Here is a 17,931-nt window from a genome sequence, read left to right on the forward strand (position 1 = left end):
ACCCGGCCGAGCCGAGGACTCCGGAGGCGGGAGCCCTCACGGTTTCCGTCTGCGCCGGAACCGCGACCGCGACACCCGGCCCGTCCAACCACCGATTCTTTCAGGGGCGTGATGACGCAGAACTCAAGGCGGCTGTCCGGCATGTGCCGGGCAACCGCGGTGACCGCCGTGGCAGGAGCGAGCCTCTTCTCGCTCGCGGCGCCGACCCAGGCCGCCACCGACGGCCCGAACTACGTGGCCATGGGCGATTCATACGCCTCGGGAGCCGGCCTCCGGGACGTGAAGGACGCCGAGTGCGACCGCACCACGGGCAGCTACCCCTCCATCGTCGCTGGTTCGTCCGCGGGTGAGAACCGGGCGTTCAAGGACGTCACGTGCAGCGGCGCCACGACGCGCAGCATCTGGAACGCCCAGGGGTCCAAGCCGCCGCAGATCAACGCGCTGACGCCGGATACCAAGCTGGTCACCCTGACCATCGGAGGCAACGACGTCGGCTTCACCAGCGTGCTCACCACCTGTGCGCTGGTGAAGTCCTCGGATCCGAACGGCAGTCCGTGCAAGAAGTACTTCACCACCGGCAAGGACGTGCTCGGTGAGCGCATCAACACGATGGAGGGCCGCGTCCGCGATGTGATCACCGACATCAGGCGGCGCAGCCCGGACGCGAAGATCGTCGTGGTCGGATACCCGGCCCTCTTCCCCGACAGCGGCGTGGGCTGCGCCGAAGTTCCGTTCGCCCAGCAGGACTTCGCCTTCCTGCGGGACACGACACTGAAGCTCAACCGAGCTCTGGCCCGTAGGGCCGCCGGCGGTGGCACCGGCGTCTCCTACGCGGACACCTACAAGGCCACCATCGGGTACGACATGTGCCAGCCTCGCCAGCGCCGCTACATCGAGTCCCTGACTCCGGGCGCGGGCTCCATGGCGGCCCATCCCAACACGTACGGCCAGTTGTTGATGGCGGTCGCGACCTTGGACCAGATCCTCAAGCCGTAGGCAGTACGGGGACAAGGGGCGGCCCGTGCCGTTCGGCGCGGGCCGCCCTGGCGTTCCGCTCAGCCCTGGCGCAGAACGTCCGCGTCCGCAATTCCGCCGCGGTCACGGCGGCGGCCAAGGTCAGCACGGCGCCCATCACGGCGATCAGCCACCGCCTCCGGCGCCGGCGCCGTCGCCGTCGCCGTCGCCGCCGGAAGGGTCCTCGGGGGCCCTGGGTGCGGCGGAGTGGTTCATCTGGTGTCCGTTCCGGTTCGGTGTCCGTAGTGGGATCTGGTGGGTAGCCGCTGGTCCATGGCTGAGATTCTGGTGGGGGCGTGTTCGTGGACGGATCGGGCCCTGGTGGCCAGTGGCTGGTATCCCTCGGGGTGGCGGGACGCGGAGGGGCGGCTGCGGCATTACGCCGGGCAGTTCCCCGTCGTGGAGGTCGACTCCAGTTATTACGCGTTGCCCAGTGAGCGGAACAGTCTGCTGTGGAGCGAGCGGACGCCGGACGGGTTCGTGTTCGACGTGAAGGCGTTCTCGCTGCTCACCGGGCATCCGACGCGGGAGGGCGCGCTCCCCGTCGACCTGCGGGGGCGGATCGGGCGAGGCGTGCCGGACGCCGGGGTGCTCGACGAGGTGTGGGCACGGTTCGCGTCCGCGCTCGAACCCTTGCGGCGTACGGACCGGCTGGGGACCGTGCTGTTCCAGTTCCCGCCGTGGTTCGCGCCCGGGGCACGGTCGGCGGCGTTTCTCCGGGAGTGCGCGGCGCGTACGGCCGGGTGGCCCCTCGCCGTGGAGTTCCGGCATCCCGGGTGGTGGCAGGAGGGGCTGTACTCCAGGACCGCCGACCTGCTCACGGGGCTCGGGATGAGTGCCGTCGCCGTGGACATGGTGCAGACGCTGCGCACCTCCGTCCCGCCCGTCACGCCGGTCACCTCGTCCGAGCTGGCCGTCGTCCGCTTGCACGGGCGGAACGAGGCGTGGGGAACCGGCAGCAAGGAGGACCGCTTCCGCCACGAGTACACCGACGCTGAGCTCGCCGAGTGGGCGCCCCGGGTGGTTCGTATGGCCGAGCACGCCAAGCGCGTCCACGTGCTGTTCAACAACTGCTGTGCCGACGCCGCCGTCCGTGCCGCGGAGGCCATGCGGCAGCTGCTCGTCGTGGAGGGGCTCACCGTGCGGTGAGTGGGTGTGTGGTGAACCTGGGTCTCCTTGCTGCCCGGTTCATCACACACCGCTTGGTGGGCCTCGGCTCCGGCCGCTAGCCGATCCGCACGGTTTTCGACACCGTGACCTGGTCGATGTCCGTCGTGCGGACCGTCACCTTCATCGTCCAGGTGCCGGGGAGGGGGAGGTTGACACTGTCCGTGCCCCAATAGCCGCCCCGATTCGTGAGTTCGGCGTCCAGCGGGCCGATCTTCTGCTCGGTCAGCGTGAAACTGAGGCGCAGTTCGGGGACGGTGGCGATCCCTCCGTCGGGTCCGAAGACCACGGCCTGGACCGTGTTCTCACCCACTCGGCCCGGTCCCAGGTCGATCTGGACCTTGCCGTGGCCGCCCGGCGTACCGACGTCGAAGGGGATCAGGGTGCTGGTGTCGGCGGGCTGCCCCGCGGCCTCCGCGGCCGACGGCGTCGTCTCCGCCTCGGCCCGGCCCGGCTGGGTGCCGGTGAGCACCGTGGTGATCACCAGGACCACGATGCCCACGGTGACCTCCGCGAGGACGGAGCGGCGCAGGGCACGGCGGTGCGGCGCCTCGGCCGGGGCGAGACTCTGGCCGGCCACCGCGGCCGGACCGGCCGGGTCCGGGTCCGGGGTGGGGCCCGGGCCCGGATTCAGGTCCGGGTCCGGGGTGGGTCCCCGGTCGTCGGCCGGGTCGTCCGGGTCACGTGGCCCATCGTCGGAGTTCGGCTCGGTGTCCCCGTCGGAGTCGGCATCGGTACCGCCGGTGACAGTGCCCGGACCGCCGTCGCCATCGGGGGCGCCGTCGGCGTCAGCGCTGGCAGGGGCGGTCGCAGTGCCCGGGCCGCCGTCTCCGTCGGCGTCGCCGTGCGAGCGGGCTCCCACGGGCTCCGGTACGCGCGTCCGGACCACCTCCGCCCGGCGGCCCGCGGGCACCGCGTACTCGCCCGTCGCCGTCCCGCTCCCCGCCGTCACCAGGCGCCCCGTCCAGCGGCGCGACCAGGCCGCCGCCGCCAGCACCAGCAGAACCGCCGCCAGTTTGGCCGTCAGGATCCTGCCGTACGACGTGGTGGTGAGGGCGTCCCAGGAGCCGAGGCCGCGCCAGGACTGGTAGACGCCGGTGGCGACCAGGACGGACACCGCCGCGAAGGCCAGGCGGGAGAAGCGGGCCACGGCCGGTGCGGGGAGGGCTTCCGGGGACCGGTGGAGGGCGGTCAGCAGCGCGGCGAGCCCGCCCAGCCAGACCGACATCGCCAGCAGGTGCAGGACGGCCGAGGCCATCGCCACGGGGACCTGGATGCCCGCGGAGGCGTGCTCGGCGGCGGCCCAGGTCGACGCGAGGCCCACGGCGAGCAGCCCGGCCACGACCTGCGGGCCCCTCCCGGACCCTGCCACTACCAGCAGGCCCCTCCCGGGCCCGGTCGTCCTGGGCCCGGCCACGGGCGCGTCCCGGCCGGCTGTCCGCGGGGGAAGCAGCGGAAGCAGCGGAAGCAGTGCCACGCCGGCCAGCAGCACCAGGCGGGCCAGCAGCGCCACCCCGGGCCGGCTCGTCAGCGTGGCGGCCAGGACGGACGGGTCGAACGCGGTCGCCGGGCCGCTCCCGCGCTCGTACGGGCCGCGGAGCAGCAGCAGGGCGACCGTGGCCGCGAACAGGCTCCACCAGCCGGCCAGAAGCAGCCCCCGCAGCGCCCCGAAGCCGGTGACCGCGGTGAACGCGGCCGTCCCGACGAGCAGGGCGACCGCCGCGTACGCCACGTACCGGAAGACGTCGTAGAGCGTGCCGGCGACGGTGTCACCGGCACCGTCGGACGACAGGACGGCACTGGTCGCCGAGGGCGCGCCGACGGAGAAGGTGAACGCCCCGGAGACGGGGTGGCTGTCCGCCGAGACGACGCGCCAGGCGACGGTGAAGGTGCCGGTGCCCAGATCGCGCGGCAGGCTCACGCGGGCCGTTTCGGAACGACCGTCCGCGTGCCGCGGCTCGCCGGTGTGGACGCGCCGGTTGTCGGGGTCGAGCACCCGGAAGGAGTCGTCGAGCAGCCCGACCGACTCGGTGAAGGTCAGGGTGACGTGGCGCGGGGCGGATTTGAGGACCTTTCCGTCCCGGGGGTCGGCGTCACGGAGGGCGGCGTGCGCGGACGCGGGGCCCGCCCCGCCGAGGAGGAGCAGGAGCAGTACGGCGCCCAGCAGCACCAGGCGGGCGCCGCGAAGGACTCGCCCGCCGCGGCGCCCGCCGTCCCGTCCCCGCCCTGCGGCGGACCGCCCGCCGCGCGCGTCGCCGTGCGCGGCGCCCCGTGCCGCGTACCGCGCTCCGTCCCGTCCGCCCTCGCGTCCTCGCGCTCGCCGTACTTCTCGCCGTACGCCCACGTCACGTCTCCGTATCCGGCGTCCGGCCTCCGGTGTCCGACGGCCGGGCATCCGGGTCGTTCATGTCTTCGTGTGTCCCTGCGTCCCTGTGCCTTTTGTGCCCCTGTGCCCGGATGTCCCTGTGTCCGGGGTGTGCCGGTCTTCCTGGCTGGGACACCTGCGACGCCTCTGCATACGGACGCGCGCGGTCCGGCGCTCACCGTTCACCGAGATCCGCCCTCATCCCGTACGGGGACGGGGCGGTCCGTGTTCACCACGTGGGGCGGGCCGACACTCCGCCGTCCACCACCAGGTCGTGGCCCGTGATCCACGACGCCAGCGGCGAGGCCAGGAACACGCAGGCGTCGCCGACGTCCTCCGGGCGGCCCAGCCTCCCGGTGGGCGCCGCCCGCCGCCAGCGCCGTACTCCCTCGGGCCAGGCCTCGGCCAGGCCGTCGCGGTCGATGAGGCCGGGCGAGACGGAGTTGACGCGGATGCCGTGCGGTCCGTACTCCAGGGCCGCGGAGCGGGCGTGCATGACGACGGCCGCCTTGGAGGCGGAGTAGTGGGCGTGGAGGGGCGCGGGGTGGGCGGCCTCGATGGAGGCGATGTGGGTGATCGTGCCGCCGCCGGCCGCGCCCATCAGCTCCGCCGCCGCCTGCGTGCACGCGAAGACGCTGGACAGGTTGGTGTCGACGACGGCCTTCCAGTCGGCCGCGGACATGCCGGGCAGTGCCTGGGTGGGCTGTACGCCCGCGTTGTTGACCAGGGCGGTCAGTCCGCCGGGTGCCGTGCCGGTGCGGGACGGCAGGCCCCTGCCCCATTCCGCCGCCGCGCGGACCAGCCGCCGGCAGGCGTCCTCGTCCGTGAGGTCGGCCCGCAGTGCGATGGCCTCGGCCCCCAAGTCCCTCAGCCGGGCGATCACTTCGCCCGCGTCCCGCGTCCGGTGGTGCACCGCGACCGCCGCCCCGGCCCGGGCGAACCGCAGCGCGATGCCTCTGCCGATCCCGCCGGCGGCGCCGGTCACGAGGGCCACCTGGCCCGCGAGCAGGTCGGCCGCGGGGTGCGCGGGCGGTACGGCGTCGCCGGTCGTCGCGCTCACGGACGGCACAGCGCGGTGATCCGCGCCGCCTCGGCGGGGTAGCGGGCGGTCAGTTCGGCCGGGTCCCCGTGCTCATAGCCCTCGTAGGTGAAGCCGGGCGCCATCGTGCAGCCGAGGAACGACCAGGCGCCGTCCCCGGCGACCCGGGCGCCCATCCAGGTGCCCGCGGGGACGGTGAACTGCGGGTGCCGGCCGCCGAGCACGTCGGGCCCGAGGACAGGCGTGCGCGTGCTGCCGTCCGGGGAAAGCAGCAGCATCTCCAGCGGGTCGCCGAGGTAGAAGTGCCAGATCTCGTCCGCGGGCAGCCGGTGCAGGGCCGAGAAGTCGTCGGGCGCCGAGGTGAACAGGGCGACGATCGCGGTTCCCTCGGGGCGGCCGTCGGGCCGCTGGGGGCCCGCCCAGGTCCGCCGGAAGCGACCGCCCTCGCGGGGGATCGGCTCCAGGCCGTAGTGCCTGACGAGGTCTTCGGGCGTCATGCGGCCAGGCTACTGAGCCAGGACCGCGCCGGAGGCCGCCTCCCTGGTGAGGAAGGCGAGTCGGGCGCGCTTCTCCGGCAAGTGGACTTCGGGGAGGTCGATCTCGGGCAGGACGACCAGCGGTCCGGGCTCGAAGCCGTTGCGCAGGAACCGGCCGATGGCCTTCTCGTTGCGTTCGTCGGGGTCGATCACGATCCGCGTGCGGTCCAGGCCGGTCAGCGCGTACGAGGTGAAGGCGGCCAGCAGCCCGTCGGAGAAGCCCGCCCGGCCGCCGTCCGGGCCTGCGGGGGCGATCAGCACGTGCATGCCGATGTCGCCCGGTTCGACGTCGTAGCACTCGGCGACCCGGTCGGCGGCCGGCTCGTACGTCTGCAGCAGCGCGGCCGGTTCGCCGTCCTTGACCGCGAGGAAGGCGTGGTGGGTGTCGAGCGAGTCCAGATGGACGTACGTCTCCAGGACCTGCTCCGCGGTGAAGCCGGTCATGCCCCAGAACGCGGCCCGCTCCTCCGTCACCCAGGCGTGCACGACGTCCAGGTCGGCGTGCGGATCCAGGGGCAGGACACGGACGGTGCCGAAGCCGTCGATCCGCTGCTCGTGGACGGCTTCGCGGGTGGCCCCGTACGGCTCAGTGGTCATCGTTCTCCTTCGTCAGGCGGTCCCAGTCGGTCACGACCGGGGCGAGTTCTCCCCTGAGCCACAGGGGGAGTTGGTCACGGTGGTGGGGCGTGCCCGGGACACCCGAGGCGCCGAGGGGGACGACCCAGAGGCTGTCCTCGCGGTGCGCGAGGTCCCAGACGTAACGGGCGGCGGGCCCGCGCGCGGCGCGGTCCGTGACGCCGGGCACGGCCGAGGTGCACAGCACGCAGTCGTGGTCGCCGGACAAGGCCGGTTCGTCGTCCGGGCCGGTGGGAAGCGCCCGCCACGCGGCCAGGCGGTGGGTGTCACCCCAGGTGGTGTCCCGGGTGCCGGTGGCGGTGCCCATGCCGGCTCCGACCTCGGTGCCGGTGCCGGGCGTACCGGCTGTTTCGGCGGCGGTCTCCTCCAACGCCTCCCGGACGATCGCGGCACGGTCGATGCCGTACAACTCCCGTGCGGTGAGGAGGTTTTGCAGGGCGTAGCCGACGCGGACGGTGAGGGAGAGCCAGGGGCGGAAGACCTCCGGGTACGCGGGCGGATCGGTCAGGCACGCGAGGGCTGGGTGCGCCGCCAGCCGTCGTACGACCGCACCGCGCACCGCCGCGTAGGCCGCCGCGCCGGTGCTGTCGGCGTCCATGTGCCGGTCCCAGGACAGGAGCCGGGCCCGTACGGCGGCGGCCCGCGGACTCAGGGTGTCCTCGTCGAGCGCGGCGAGGCGCTCCAGCAGCGGGGCCGCAGAGGCGAGGTGTGTGTCCGTGTGGACGGCCGCCATGTCCGGGGCTGACCACTCCTTGCGGGCGGTCAGCAGGGCGCGGATGCGGCGGGCGCGGTGCGGCGCGGCGAACTCGGTGCCCAGCGGGGACGCCGGGCCGCGCTGGTTGGCCATGACGGCGAGGCCGTCGTCGACGGTGCCGCGCGGCATCTCGTGCCAGCCCCGCCACTCGTGGCCGGGCTCCCAGGCGGGCACGACCCGTGTGCGGTTGTCCGCGCCGCGCACCGGCACCTTTCCGGCGACCCGGTGCAGCAGGCCGCCCTCGGTGTCGGCGGCCTGCACGACGTTCACGGGTTCGGCCCACCGGTCGAGGGCGCGGTCCACGTCGGCGACCCGGCGGGCCCGCAGGAGCGGAAGAAGCGCGCCGAAACCGAGATCGTGGGTCACGCGGGGCGGGTAACGGAGGCTGATGGCATCCGCGAAACCGGCGACGCCTTCGGCGCCGGGGGGCTCTTCGGCGCCGGAGGGCTCTTCGGCACCGACGAACTCGTTGGCGCCGGGTGACTGGTCGGCGTCGGAGGCCACCCCCGTGACCGTCTCTACGGTCCCGGTCCCGGTCCCCGTCCCGGTCCCGGGGCCGCCCGGGCCCCCGATGACCACCGGCCCCCGTCGCGTCTCGACCACCTCGACCTCCACCGGCTCTCCCCCCGCCACCTCGACGGTCTCGACGTGGCAGGACGCCGGACGCCACACGCCGTCCGGGTCGAGGGCCTCGACGCCCGAGGGGGTGCGCCGCAGACGTTCGCGGTAGAGGTCCTGGTAGTCGGCCATCGCGTTGGTGATGGCCCAGGCGACCGTGCCGGTGTGGGCGAAGTGCGCGATGCCGGGGATGCCGGGGACGGCGAGCCCGACGACGTCGAACTCCGGGCAGGCGAGGCGGATCTGCTGGTAGACGCCGGGATCCTCGATGAAACGGTGGGGGTCGCCCGCGATGACGGGCCGGCCAGTGACGGTGCGCTCGCCGGTGAGGAGCCAGCCGTTGCTGCCGACGGTGCCCGGGCCGTCGGTGGCGAAGAGCCCGACCGCGTCGGCGCCGAGCCGGCGTACGACCTCCTCGCGCCACAGCTTGGCGGGGAAGCCCACGAAAAGGATGTGGGTGCTCAGCCAGACGCCCAGCGGGGTCCACGGCTCCCACCGGCCGGGTTCGAGGCGTGCGGCCGCGAACTCCGGGGCGCGGCCGGCGCCTTCCGGCAGGCCGGCGTTGACGCCGTCCACGTAGGCCTGGATCCAGTCGGCGGTCTCCGGATCCTGTTCCTCCAGGGCCGTGAAACAGCGCCGGGCGGTGTCCTCGACACGGGCCCGGCGGACGAAGCGGTCCCAGCCGACGGAGTCGGGACCGAGGAACGCGGCCGAGGTGCCCTGCGCGCGGTGCCGCTCGACCTCCAGTTGCCAGGCGCGGTCCGCGGCGGTGACCCGGCCCTGGAGGTGCGCGAGTTCGCGTGCGCCGTCCGCCCGCAGGTGAGGGATCCCCAGGGCATCACGGTAGATCTCGCTGCTCACAGTCCATCCCCCGTCATTTGAGGTTAGGCTAACCTAACTGCATTTGCGGCGGAATCGTACGCGAAGTGCGACGGCGGCGACACCACGGGGCCGGGGCATGGCAGGGGCACCCTCCCCCTGGGCCCCGGAGAGGCGCCACGCGCGCGTGCGGGCGATCATCGAGGCATGGACGTCACCCTTCACCTCGCCCAGCAGCCCGAAGCGGACGAGCTGCTGGGGCGCAGCGCCCTCGCCGCGCTCGTCGGGATGCTGCTGGACCAGCAGGTTCCGATGGAGTGGGCGTTCGCGGGCCCGTACACGATCGCCCGGCGGCTGGAGAAGGACGACCTCGACGCGCACGAGATCGCCGCGTACGACCCGGAGGCGTTCGGCGCGCTGCTCTCCGAGAAGCCCGCCGTGCACCGCTACCCGGGGTCGATGGCCCAGCGGATCCAACAGCTGTGCCAGTACCTCGTGGAGCACTACGGCGGAGACGCGAGCGCGGTGTGGGAGGGCGTCGGGACGGGCGGTGAACTCCTGCGGCGGCTGAAGGAACTCCCGGGCTTCGGGACCCAGAAGGCCCAGATCTTCCTCGCCCTGCTGGGCAAGCAGCTCGGCGTGCGCCCCGAGGGCTGGCGCGAGGCCGCGGGTGCGTACGGGGAGCCGGAGGCCTACCGGTCCGTCGCCGACATCACCGGCCCCGAGTCGCTGACGAAGGTACGGGCGCACAAGCAGGAGATGAAGGCGGCGGCGAAGGCCGCGAAGTCCACGAAGAGCACCGGGGCATAGCCCCGGAGAAACACCCCGGGCAGGTCTCAGTCACCGCGGCCGTCCCGGGGGGCCGGTCGCTTTGACCGCCCGCCCCGGGCGCCAGCCACCTCGACCACCCGGGCGTCAGCCACTGCAACCACCCCGGGCGTCAGCCACTGCAACCACCCCGGGTCGCCCGGCCCCTCCCAGACGTCAGCCGCCCGGACCGTCCCGGGTGGCGGGGCGCGCGTCGGCGGTCGGAGCATGAGACATGACCGAGGCACCCAGAGGCTCCCCACAGGGTCCGGAATACGACGACCGGCGGGTCCACGCCGCCCGGGACCGGCGCGGCGAGCACCTCTCCCCGGGTGACACCCCTCGGCGTCCCGACAGCGCCGAGACCCTCGAAGGCCCCCTGCACTTCCTCTCCCGCGCCGCCTGGCAGGCCGTGATGGCCGCCGGCGTCGTCGCACTGGTCCTGGGGATCCTGGTGCTGGCCTGGCCGAAGGCGACCCTGTTCGCGGCTGGTGTGCTCTTCGGGATCTACCTGGTGTTCAGCGGGGTGCTGCAACTCGTCGCCGCCTTCGGGACGCACGCGGCGACCTCGCTGCGGGTCATGGCGTTCATCAGCGGCGTCGTGTCCATTCTGCTGGGCCTGTTCTGCTTCCGGGGCGCGATGCAGTCGATCCTGCTGCTGGCGCTGTGGATCGGCATCGGCTGGCTGTTCCGCGGGATCACCCAGACGCTGGCCGCCGCGTCCGACCCGGCCGTGCCCGCGCGCGGCTGGCAGATCTTCCTCGGGATCGTCAGTTTCCTCGCCGGGATCGTGCTGATCGTCTCCCCGTTCGAATCGGTCGCCGTGCTGGCCGTCGTCGGTGGCTGCTGGCTCATCGCGGTCGGCGTCACGGAGATCGTCACGGCGTTCCGGATCCGCGGACGCGCGCGCCTGGTCCCCCGCACCCTCTGACGAGCACCCCGGCGGCCGGCGTGGACGGCCTCCCGTACGCCAAGAGGGCGTATCCGGCCGCCCGGCCGGTGAAACCACCGCCCAGCCGGGGGACATCACCTCTCATGAGCCCCACCCCGCGTCCACCGCACCCGCTGCGCCGGTGCGCACGCGCGCGGGGCGGGGCTCGTACGGGGGCTCCCGCCGGAACTCCCGCGGGCGCCCCGCCGTCCACTCGGGTGGGCACGGCGGGCGCCCGGGCGGGCACGACGGCCGTACCGGTCGCTCCCCCGCCGACGGCTCCGGCCGCCGCCCTGCGCACCTGGCTGCGGATCCTCGTCCTCCTCGTCGTCGCGGTCCTCGCGGCCGGCGCGCGCCCCGAGTCGCTCGTCGCGCCGCCCGCCGCCGTCGCCGTCGCCGCCGAGACGGGCGGCCTCGAACAGGACGTACTCGACACGGCCCTGCGGCCGCCCGTCCGGCACGGGCAGCGGCTCGTGATCCCGCTGCGGCCCGCACCCCGCCCCGGGGGCGGGCGCCCGGACCCCGCCGCCCGCCCTCTCCCCGTACCGTCCCCGCCGCCGTACGTCCTCGCGCTGCACGTCCTGCGCTGTGTGGTCCTGCGCTGCTGAGAGGCCCGGTCCCCGGACCGTTCCGCATCCCTCACCGGCGCACACGAGACCAAGGACAAGGACACAGCCATGCCCCACGATCCCTACGCGGTTCTGCACGCCCTCCTGCGTGCGGAGGCCGTACGCAACGCGCCCAAGACGAAGACGGAGGCCCGTCGGGGCCCGGACGGGCAGCGGGAGCGGACGACCCCGAAGGAGCACGGACGGCGGTGAACGAGGGGCGGCCGTTCTCTGCGGACGGCCGCCCGGGCCCCACCTGGTCGCACGCCCGCCCGGGCCCCACCTGGTCGCACGCCCGCGCGGGCCTGGCCTGGTCGCACGCCCGCGCGGACCCGGCGCCAAAGGTCCGGTGCGGGCGCCGGTCACCCTCCCGGGTGGTGTCGCCGCCGAAGGACCGCCGGCCCGGCGTCACGGTCCCTCATGTCAGGCGCCCTCCCCCGGTCCGCGCCGGTCCGAGCGTCGCCGGCACCTTCCCGGGAACCTCGAACAGTTACCGGTTTGCCCAGTTTTACGGGATCTTTTCCAGCGCCGTACTCCACCGCCATGGCTGCGCCCGGAAGGTCTTGACCGGTAGGCTTTCCGTGTGATCTTCAAGCGCATCGGAAACGGCCGGCCGTACCCCGACCACGGCCGGGAAAGCACCCGGCAGTGGGCGGACGTCGCGCCGCGCCCGGTCCGCCTCGATCAGCTCGTGACGACCAAGGGCCAGCTGGATCTGGAGACCCTCCTCGCCGAGGACTCCACCTTCTACGGCGACCTCTTCGCACATGTCGTGAAGTGGCAGGGCGACCTGTATCTGGAGGACGGGCTGCACCGCGCGGTCCGCGCCGCGCTCCAGCAGCGCCAGGTGCTGCACGCCCGGGTACTCGAGCTGGACTGAGCTCCGCGGGACCCCCGGTTGACCCTTTCGGGTTGGACCTCGCCCAAGCCAATGATCATTTAGTAGTTATCGTCGCCAAGTCGCACTACGCTGCGCCCATGAGCATGCTGACTCCCCCGGGCATGGGCCGCCAGTACCGCATCACGGGGGACAAGTACCCGCGGATGCGCCGACCTCGGGGCCGCCGCAGGATTGCGTTCCTCGTCATCGCCTCGGTCGCCGCGCTGGGGTTGATCGGCTGGGGAACACTGCAGCTCATCGACGTCTTCACGGGTGGCGGCGACAAGGCCTCGGCGGTGGGTGCCAAGACGGCGTGCGCGTCACGGAAGCACCCTTCGCCCAAGGCGTCGCCCGCGGCGGGCACCCTGCCCGAACCGGGCGCGATCACCGTCAACGTCTTCAACGCCACGTCCCGCAGCGGCCTCGCCAAGGAGACCGCGGACGAGCTGAAGAAGCGCGGCTTCCGCATCGGCGACGTGGGCAACGCGAAGAAGGCGTACGACAAGAAGGTCGAGGGCCCCGGGATCATGCTCGGCGCGCAGGCCGCGACCACCGCCGCGCTGCCGGTGCTGAACACCCAGCTCTCGGGCGCCGAGGTGAAGACGGACGGCCGCCGCGAGGCCGCCGAGGTCGACCTCGTCATCGGCGACCGCTTCACGTCGCTGACGACCAAGGAGGACGCCGGAAAGGCCCTGGCCGTGCTGGCCAGGCCCGAGCCGGCGCCCGCCGCCACGAAGAAGTCCTGCTGAAGCCCGCGGCTCCCGCGGGAACCTGAAGCTGACCCGGGCTTTCGCGGAAGCCCGGTCCCGGCCTTCACGGGAGCCTGATCCCGGGTGATCGCAGAAGCGCGGCCCCTGCCTTCACGGGAACCCGACCCGGACCGGACCCTCGCCGGAGCCCCGTCTCCGGTTCCGCGGAAACGGGGAAGCGGGAAGCGGGGAAGCGCTACTCCGCGGCGCCGTACATCCGGTCGCCGGCGTCGCCGAGGCCCGGGACGATGTAGCCGTGCTCGTTGAGCCGCTCGTCGACCGACGCCGTGACGACGGTGACCGGCGTGCCCGCCAGGTCGCGCTCCATGACCTCGACACCCTCGGGGGCGGCGAGCAGGACCACGGCCGTGACGTCGTCGGCGCCCCGCTTGATGAGCTCCTGGATCGCGGCGACCAGCGTGCCGCCGGTGGCCAGCATCGGGTCGAGGACGTAGACCTGCCGGCCCGAGAGGTCGTCCGGCATGCGGGTCGCGTACGTGGACGCCTGGAGCGTGTGCTCGTCGCGCACCATGCCGAGGAAGCCCACCTCGGCGGTCGGCAGCAGGCGCACCATGCCGTCGAGCATGCCGAGGCCGGCCCGCAGGATCGGCACGACCAGCGGACGCGGGTGGGAGAGCTTGACGCCGGTGGTGGCGGAGACGGGAGTCACGAGGTCGACCTGCTCCGTGCGCACGTCCCGCGTGGCCTCGTAGGCGAGCAGGGTGACCAGCTCGTCGGCGAGCCGCCGGAAGGTCGGGGAGTCGGTGCGGCGGTCGCGCAGCGTGGTGAGCTTATGGGCGACCAGGGGGTGGTCGACGACGTGGAGACGCATGTCCACAACAGTAACCGGGCTTTCCCCGCCCACCACCGCCCCGCCCGGCGCCCCGGGAGCCGCCCGCGCACGGCGGGCCCACGCACGACCCGCCGGTACACGGCCGACGGCGCCGTACCGCCTCCCCCCGGCATCCGCCTCCGCCACGCCCGGACAGAAACCGGAACCGGAAGCGGAACCCGCACCAGGGAGCCAACCGGAATCCGGACCCGCACCCGAACCGCACCCGAACCGGACCGGGATCCGGACATCTGCCGAAAGCACCGCCCGGAAGCACCGCCTTCCCACTGGCATCAAACCGCCCGTCGGAGGGAAAGTGGGAGGGACGGACCTGGGGTGGTGTGCCTATGCCGGAGCGGGACGACGACTTCCTGGAGCAGCGGGAGACGGAAGCCGAGCGCCGCAGACGCCGTGCCCAGTTCCTGGGTGTGTCCCGAAACCTACGCGGGGATAGCGCCGCGTCCGGGTCCGGGGTCGTGCATAGCGCGGCCCCGGCCGGTGGGGAGGAAACACACCGGCCGGGGCCTGTCCTGAGAAGGGCGCAGCGTGCCCGAACGGGTGCGACCTAATCCGCTGGCAGCCATACACCCGAGTACCCCTCGGCTCCCGCCTCGGGGAGCTGATGCCCGCAGATCCAGCAGCGGCCTGATCGGTCCTCGCGCACCTTGTCCTCTGCCGCGACCAACCGCGCCAACTCGTCCGGATCGCTGGCTACTAGTTGCGGGTCGTAGCCGATCCACGGATCGGCCAGCCACGCCAGACAACCCCCAGCCGGAACGTCTGGAGTCGCACGCATGAAAAACCAGACGCTCCAGTGCGGATACTCCCGGATGATCTGGATCAACCTGGGCGCGATGTCGGCGGGCCAGCCGTACCGCTGCCCAAGGTCGGCTAGGTCCCGCTGGCGGCGCTCGGGCGGCGTGAGCGCCTCGGCCGGGTGCGGCTGCGTCAGCGGCAGAGGCATCCCGGTGCCTACAGCCTGCGTTCCAGACCGACCAACACCTGTCGCAACAACGCGTCATCGGCTGCCGCCCATACCGGCAGGCCCGGCGCTGATACCGGCTCTCGGGGTGGGCGGGGGACAGCCAACTGCGGATGCAGCGACTGCCCCGGAACCCGCCTGGGATACGCGGGAGCTGCGGTGCGGACGGAAGCGAGATACGCGGCCGAGTGACGCCCCGGCCTACGGGTAATCCCGAGCAGGCATCCGACGCGGCGGGCAAGCTGGATAATGAAGCTCATGGCTGTCAGTTCCTCGTGGCTGATGGTCATAGCTCCGGGGGCGGCTCCACCCGACCCCCGGAGCGCTTACAGGTCGCTCAAACCCCGCACCGGCGCACGCGCGCCGTGGGGGAGCCCCGCCCGCCGCCGTGGGGAAATGGATTGGCAACAGACGGGGCGGCTCACTAGGCCCGCACCTTGCGCGGCCGGGCGCCCGTCTTGGCGGGGGTGGGCGGGTCGGGCTGCGCGTCGAGTGGGGGGTGCCCGGCCTCGGCGTGGCGGGCGGCCAACACGCGACAATCAGCCGCCCCGCTGTGGTTGCGCTCGGCCGTCGCCTGCTGCTCCTGCTCGCGCCACTGCGCGCACTGCTGGCACGCGCTCACGACCCCGCCTCCCGCCTGCGCCGGTTGCCCGCGCGCTGACGCAAACCAACGCCTCAAGCGCCGTCACCGCCCCATAATCGGACGGCTGCCGCTCGCTGCTGGCGGGCTGCTCGGAGGTGCGCTGCGGGTGCTCGGGCGCGCTCGGGGATCGCGGTCACAACGCCCCCCGGCTGCGCCTGTTTTCGTCAGCTACGCGCGGGCTCAGCAACTCGCTGGCGCTCGCCCGGTGCACCTTGCCGTGGACGAACCACTCAAGCCCGCCACCGCGCGGGCGCAACACGAGCGGGCGCTTCCATGGAGCGTCCATAACCTCGCCGATCCGGCCGGTGCTCTCGTCCACCACCAGCGTCCCCGGCTCCAGCGGTTCCGGCTCCTGCTGCTGGGGCTCCTGCGGCACCTCGGGCACGTCGTCACCGGACTGCGCCGTGTCGTCGTCGGACGGTGCCGGGTTTACTGCGGGAGCGCTCATCACCACGACCCCCCCGCCACCAACACCCGCCACCACGCGGGAGCGTTCGGCCGCATCACCGCAGCGCGGGCGCACCCCTGACAACAGCGCGCAAACACGCTCCCGCCCGTGCCGACCCTGACCACCACCAACGCCGACCGTTTCGGATGCCGACAGCGGCGCCACCGTACTCGTCTCATAGCTGTGCCCCTCGGGCTCTCGTCCTCGGCGTGCTAGCTCAGCATGCCAGTGAACTAGCGCGCTCCGCCAGTGCCTTGAGTGAACTAGCGCACCCGTGAGAGTGTGGATTCATGACAGCCACGCAACAGCCGTCCGAGCCGCAGGGAAAGTCCGAACGGATCGCCGAGAAGATCCGCAAACAGATCCTCGACGGCGACCTCGAAGAGGGGCAGCGCCTACCCGCGAACCGCGAGCTCGCCAAGCAATACGACGTTGCCCCCGCGACGCTGCGCGTCGCCCTCACCTGGCTCGCCGAAGAGGGCTACATCCGCACGTCACCGCGCGGTACGTTCGTCGCCGACTCCCCACCGGTCGCGTCCACCAGCTATGAACGGCTGATGCGCGTCAAGCGCTCCGGCAGCATCCTCGGCAAGGGCGAAACCAAGCTCGTCACCGATGCTTCGCTCGTCGTGCCGCCGCTGTATGTCAGCGATCTCTTCGACCTCGACCCCGGCGATCAAGTCCTGCGCCGACAGTTCCACGTCGGCAAAGGCAAACGTCGCATCGCGCTGGCCGTGAGTTGGTACCCGGCGCAGTTCGCCGCGCTGATTCCCGATCTGCTCTCGACCAATCCCAGCAAGGGCGACGACGCCGTCAAGCGCATCAAGGACGCCACCGGCCGCGAAGTCACCCAAGGCCGCGACGCCATGCACGGCCGCCCCGCCAACCAACGCGAAGCCAGCTTCCTCGGTATCCCCATCGGCGCGCCCATCCTCGCCATGGTCCATGAATGGAGCGACGACACCGGGATCATCGAATACAGCGAATGGGTACTGCCGCCCGAAACCACCATCGGCTACGAATACAAGCTCTAGCCACCCCTTCACGACGCCCCCGGCTCCCCTCCTCGGAGCCGGGGGCGTCCGGGCGTGTAGCAAGGGCATACAACGGCATACAACGGCCACCCCTGGCCGAAACACCCCACGCGTAACCGCCAACAACGAGCCATAACGGTCGTGTTCGAACAGCCGGCCTGCACCCTTGCATGATCGCCCGGCATATGACGCACCCGGAATAGGACATACCGCATAACCCCGCGTGAAAGTCCTAGCGGGGCCGGAAACATCGGCGTTACGTTCGAAGCGTTCCGAAACGGCCGTAGATATATGCGCCGATCCAGCCCGATGGCGCGCGGCCGAATCGACCCCACGGAAGGGAATGACCATGTTACGAACGAAGCTCGCCGCACTCGCGGCAGTCTCGGCTGCCGGGCTCGCCCTCGGCTTCACCGCCCCCGCCGCCAGCGCCGACGATGTCGGCGCGCAGGCGGTCGTGGGCTCCCTGTTCACCCTCCCGAATGGGCAGGGTCAGGCGACCCCGGTGACGGACGACTTCCTGGGCGTATGCGTTCCGCTCGGCCGGGGCGCTCTGTCGGGCATCAACACGTCGGGCAGCACCCGGTCGATCACGGTCTACACCGACGCGGCGTGCCTCTCGGGCGCGGAGCCGGTCGGGAATGTGATCACGAACTTCAGCGGGCCGAAGCTCTCCTACAGGGTCAACTGACCAGGAGGTGAGCAGGGCCGGGACGCGCGTGCGTCCAGGTCTGATGCCGTGCCCGGTGGTGCCGCGCTTGCGCGGAGCCGCCGGGCCCGGCCATGCACGAAGCCCCGTGCGGGCGCAGCCCGCACGGGGCGCCGCCACGCGCCAGCGTGGCCGTCACGCGCGCAGCGCGTGACCAAGCGACTTTCGAGGCCCGCTAGGGCATCGAAAGGCATAGCTTGATCACCGGCGCAACCCCGCGACTGCCCCGCAGAAACCCCCGGCGCGGCGGGCGATGTCCCGGGGGGGGGGGGGGGGGGGAGCGGGAGGGGGGGGGGGGGGGGAAGGGGGAGGAGAGTGGGGTGGGGGGGGAGGGGTTTTGTGGGAGGTTGGAGTCTTCTT

Annotated in this window: 19 protein-coding genes; 11 read left to right on the top strand and 8 right to left on the bottom strand. The window is 72.7% G+C overall.

The window, feature by feature from the left end:
* Positions 1-111: 111 nt before the first annotated feature.
* The gene (locus AC069T_RS32940; protein ID WP_478786226.1) at positions 112-996 is read left to right on the top strand and encodes an SGNH/GDSL hydrolase family protein; all 885 of its coding nucleotides are present in this window, start codon (positions 112-114) and stop codon (positions 994-996) included.
* Positions 997-1,287: 291 nt separating this feature from the next.
* Positions 1,288-2,163 (top strand): DUF72 domain-containing protein, encoded by an 876-nt coding sequence (locus AC069T_RS32945; RefSeq protein ID WP_478786227.1) that lies wholly within the window; start codon positions 1,288-1,290, stop codon positions 2,161-2,163.
* A 76-nt stretch (positions 2,164-2,239) separates the two neighbouring features.
* On the opposite strand, the gene AC069T_RS32950 is transcribed toward AC069T_RS32945, so the two are convergent.
* The 5 genes from AC069T_RS32950 to AC069T_RS32970 form a co-directional block, all read right to left on the bottom strand.
* Positions 2,240-4,351 (bottom strand): copper resistance CopC/CopD family protein, encoded by a 2,112-nt coding sequence (locus AC069T_RS32950; protein WP_478786256.1) that lies wholly within the window; start codon positions 4,349-4,351, stop codon positions 2,240-2,242.
* 424 nt (positions 4,352-4,775) lie between these two features.
* Positions 4,776-5,606, bottom strand: coding sequence for an SDR family NAD(P)-dependent oxidoreductase (locus AC069T_RS32955; RefSeq protein WP_478786228.1), 831 nt, complete (start codon positions 5,604-5,606; stop codon positions 4,776-4,778).
* Complete coding sequence (locus AC069T_RS32960; protein WP_478786229.1) at positions 5,603-6,082, bottom strand: cupin domain-containing protein; 480 nt, start codon at positions 6,080-6,082, stop codon at positions 5,603-5,605. The genes AC069T_RS32955 and AC069T_RS32960 overlap by 4 nt, the downstream gene beginning before the upstream one ends.
* 9 nt (positions 6,083-6,091) lie before the next feature.
* Positions 6,092-6,718: a GNAT family N-acetyltransferase gene (locus AC069T_RS32965; RefSeq protein WP_478786230.1), complete on the bottom strand. Its 627-nt coding sequence runs from the start codon at positions 6,716-6,718 to the stop codon at positions 6,092-6,094.
* Positions 6,708-8,990 carry a penicillin acylase family protein gene (locus AC069T_RS32970; protein ID WP_478786231.1) on the bottom strand — a complete coding sequence of 761 codons (2,283 nt, stop codon included), beginning with the start codon at positions 8,988-8,990 and terminating at the stop codon, positions 6,708-6,710. Before AC069T_RS32970 ends, AC069T_RS32965 begins: the two co-directional genes overlap by 11 nt.
* A 165-nt stretch (positions 8,991-9,155) precedes the next feature.
* Here AC069T_RS32970 and AC069T_RS32975 point away from each other — a divergent pair, with 165 nt between their 5' ends.
* The 6 genes from AC069T_RS32975 to AC069T_RS33000 all read left to right on the top strand — a co-directional run bounded on the left by AC069T_RS32975 (position 9,156) and on the right by AC069T_RS33000 (position 12,923).
* A complete protein-coding gene (locus AC069T_RS32975) occupies positions 9,156-9,758 on the top strand; it encodes an HhH-GPD-type base excision DNA repair protein (RefSeq protein WP_478786232.1) in 603 nt (200 codons plus the stop codon).
* A gap of 232 nt (positions 9,759-9,990) precedes the next feature.
* Entirely contained in the window at positions 9,991-10,686 is a 696-nt protein-coding gene (locus AC069T_RS32980) for an HdeD family acid-resistance protein (protein WP_478786233.1), read from the top strand.
* Positions 10,687-10,904: 218 nt separating this feature from the next.
* Positions 10,905-11,294 carry a hypothetical protein gene (locus AC069T_RS32985; protein WP_478786234.1) on the top strand — a complete coding sequence of 130 codons (390 nt, stop codon included), beginning with the start codon at positions 10,905-10,907 and terminating at the stop codon, positions 11,292-11,294.
* A 69-nt stretch (positions 11,295-11,363) separates the two neighbouring features.
* The gene (locus AC069T_RS32990) at positions 11,364-11,507 is read left to right on the top strand and encodes a hypothetical protein (protein ID WP_478786235.1); all 144 of its coding nucleotides are present in this window, start codon (positions 11,364-11,366) and stop codon (positions 11,505-11,507) included.
* Between the two features lie 370 nt (positions 11,508-11,877).
* Entirely contained in the window at positions 11,878-12,174 is a 297-nt protein-coding gene (locus tag AC069T_RS32995) for a type II toxin-antitoxin system VapB family antitoxin (protein ID WP_003999914.1), read from the top strand.
* Positions 12,175-12,296: 122 nt separating this feature from the next.
* Positions 12,297-12,923, top strand: coding sequence for a LytR C-terminal domain-containing protein (locus AC069T_RS33000; protein WP_478786257.1), 627 nt, complete (start codon positions 12,297-12,299; stop codon positions 12,921-12,923).
* A 196-nt stretch (positions 12,924-13,119) separates the two neighbouring features.
* Here the strand turns inward: AC069T_RS33000 and upp are convergent, their stop codons facing one another.
* The 3 genes from upp to AC069T_RS33015 form a co-directional block, all read right to left on the bottom strand.
* Positions 13,120-13,755 (bottom strand): uracil phosphoribosyltransferase, encoded by a 636-nt coding sequence (gene upp, locus AC069T_RS33005; protein ID WP_358852589.1) that lies wholly within the window; start codon positions 13,753-13,755, stop codon positions 13,120-13,122.
* A gap of 565 nt (positions 13,756-14,320) precedes the next feature.
* Positions 14,321-14,719 (bottom strand): hypothetical protein, encoded by a 399-nt coding sequence (locus AC069T_RS33010; RefSeq protein WP_478786236.1) that lies wholly within the window; start codon positions 14,717-14,719, stop codon positions 14,321-14,323.
* Between the two features lie 442 nt (positions 14,720-15,161).
* Positions 15,162-15,359, bottom strand: a complete 198-nt coding sequence (locus tag AC069T_RS33015) for a hypothetical protein (protein WP_478786237.1) — start codon at positions 15,357-15,359, stop codon at positions 15,162-15,164.
* A 238-nt stretch (positions 15,360-15,597) separates the two neighbouring features.
* Here AC069T_RS33015 and AC069T_RS33020 point away from each other — a divergent pair, with 238 nt between their 5' ends.
* From AC069T_RS33020 to AC069T_RS33030, 3 genes are all read left to right on the top strand, one after another.
* Positions 15,598-15,909, top strand: a complete 312-nt coding sequence (locus AC069T_RS33020) for a hypothetical protein (protein WP_478786238.1) — start codon at positions 15,598-15,600, stop codon at positions 15,907-15,909.
* A 209-nt stretch (positions 15,910-16,118) separates the two neighbouring features.
* On the top strand, positions 16,119-16,862 hold the full coding sequence (locus AC069T_RS33025; RefSeq protein ID WP_478786239.1) for a GntR family transcriptional regulator: 744 nt from the start codon (positions 16,119-16,121) through the stop codon (positions 16,860-16,862).
* Between the two features lie 349 nt (positions 16,863-17,211).
* A complete protein-coding gene (locus AC069T_RS33030; RefSeq protein ID WP_478786240.1) occupies positions 17,212-17,553 on the top strand; it encodes a hypothetical protein in 342 nt (113 codons plus the stop codon).
* The last annotated feature ends 378 nt before the right edge of the window (positions 17,554-17,931 follow it).

It is taken from the genome of Streptomyces sp. NPDC043867 (assembly GCF_056435845.1).

Coding starts and splice junctions, on each gene's coding strand:
- AC069T_RS32940 (WP_478786226.1), top strand. CDS start 112: ATGACGCAGAACTCAAGGCGGCTGTCCGGCATGTGCCGGGCAACCGCG.
- AC069T_RS32945 (WP_478786227.1), top strand. CDS start 1,288: ATGGCTGAGATTCTGGTGGGGGCGTGTTCGTGGACGGATCGGGCCCTG.
- AC069T_RS32960 (WP_478786229.1), bottom strand. CDS start 6,082: ATGACGCCCGAAGACCTCGTCAGGCACTACGGCCTGGAGCCGATCCCC.
- AC069T_RS32965 (WP_478786230.1), bottom strand. CDS start 6,718: ATGACCACTGAGCCGTACGGGGCCACCCGCGAAGCCGTCCACGAGCAG.
- AC069T_RS32975 (WP_478786232.1), top strand. CDS start 9,156: ATGGACGTCACCCTTCACCTCGCCCAGCAGCCCGAAGCGGACGAGCTG.
- AC069T_RS32980 (WP_478786233.1), top strand. CDS start 9,991: ATGACCGAGGCACCCAGAGGCTCCCCACAGGGTCCGGAATACGACGAC.
- AC069T_RS32990 (WP_478786235.1), top strand. CDS start 11,364: ATGCCCCACGATCCCTACGCGGTTCTGCACGCCCTCCTGCGTGCGGAG.
- AC069T_RS33000 (WP_478786257.1), top strand. CDS start 12,297: ATGGGCCGCCAGTACCGCATCACGGGGGACAAGTACCCGCGGATGCGC.
- upp (WP_358852589.1), bottom strand. CDS start 13,755: ATGCGTCTCCACGTCGTCGACCACCCCCTGGTCGCCCATAAGCTCACC.
- AC069T_RS33010 (WP_478786236.1), bottom strand. CDS start 14,719: ATGCCTCTGCCGCTGACGCAGCCGCACCCGGCCGAGGCGCTCACGCCG.
- AC069T_RS33025 (WP_478786239.1), top strand. CDS start 16,119: ATGACAGCCACGCAACAGCCGTCCGAGCCGCAGGGAAAGTCCGAACGG.
- AC069T_RS33030 (WP_478786240.1), top strand. CDS start 17,212: ATGTTACGAACGAAGCTCGCCGCACTCGCGGCAGTCTCGGCTGCCGGG.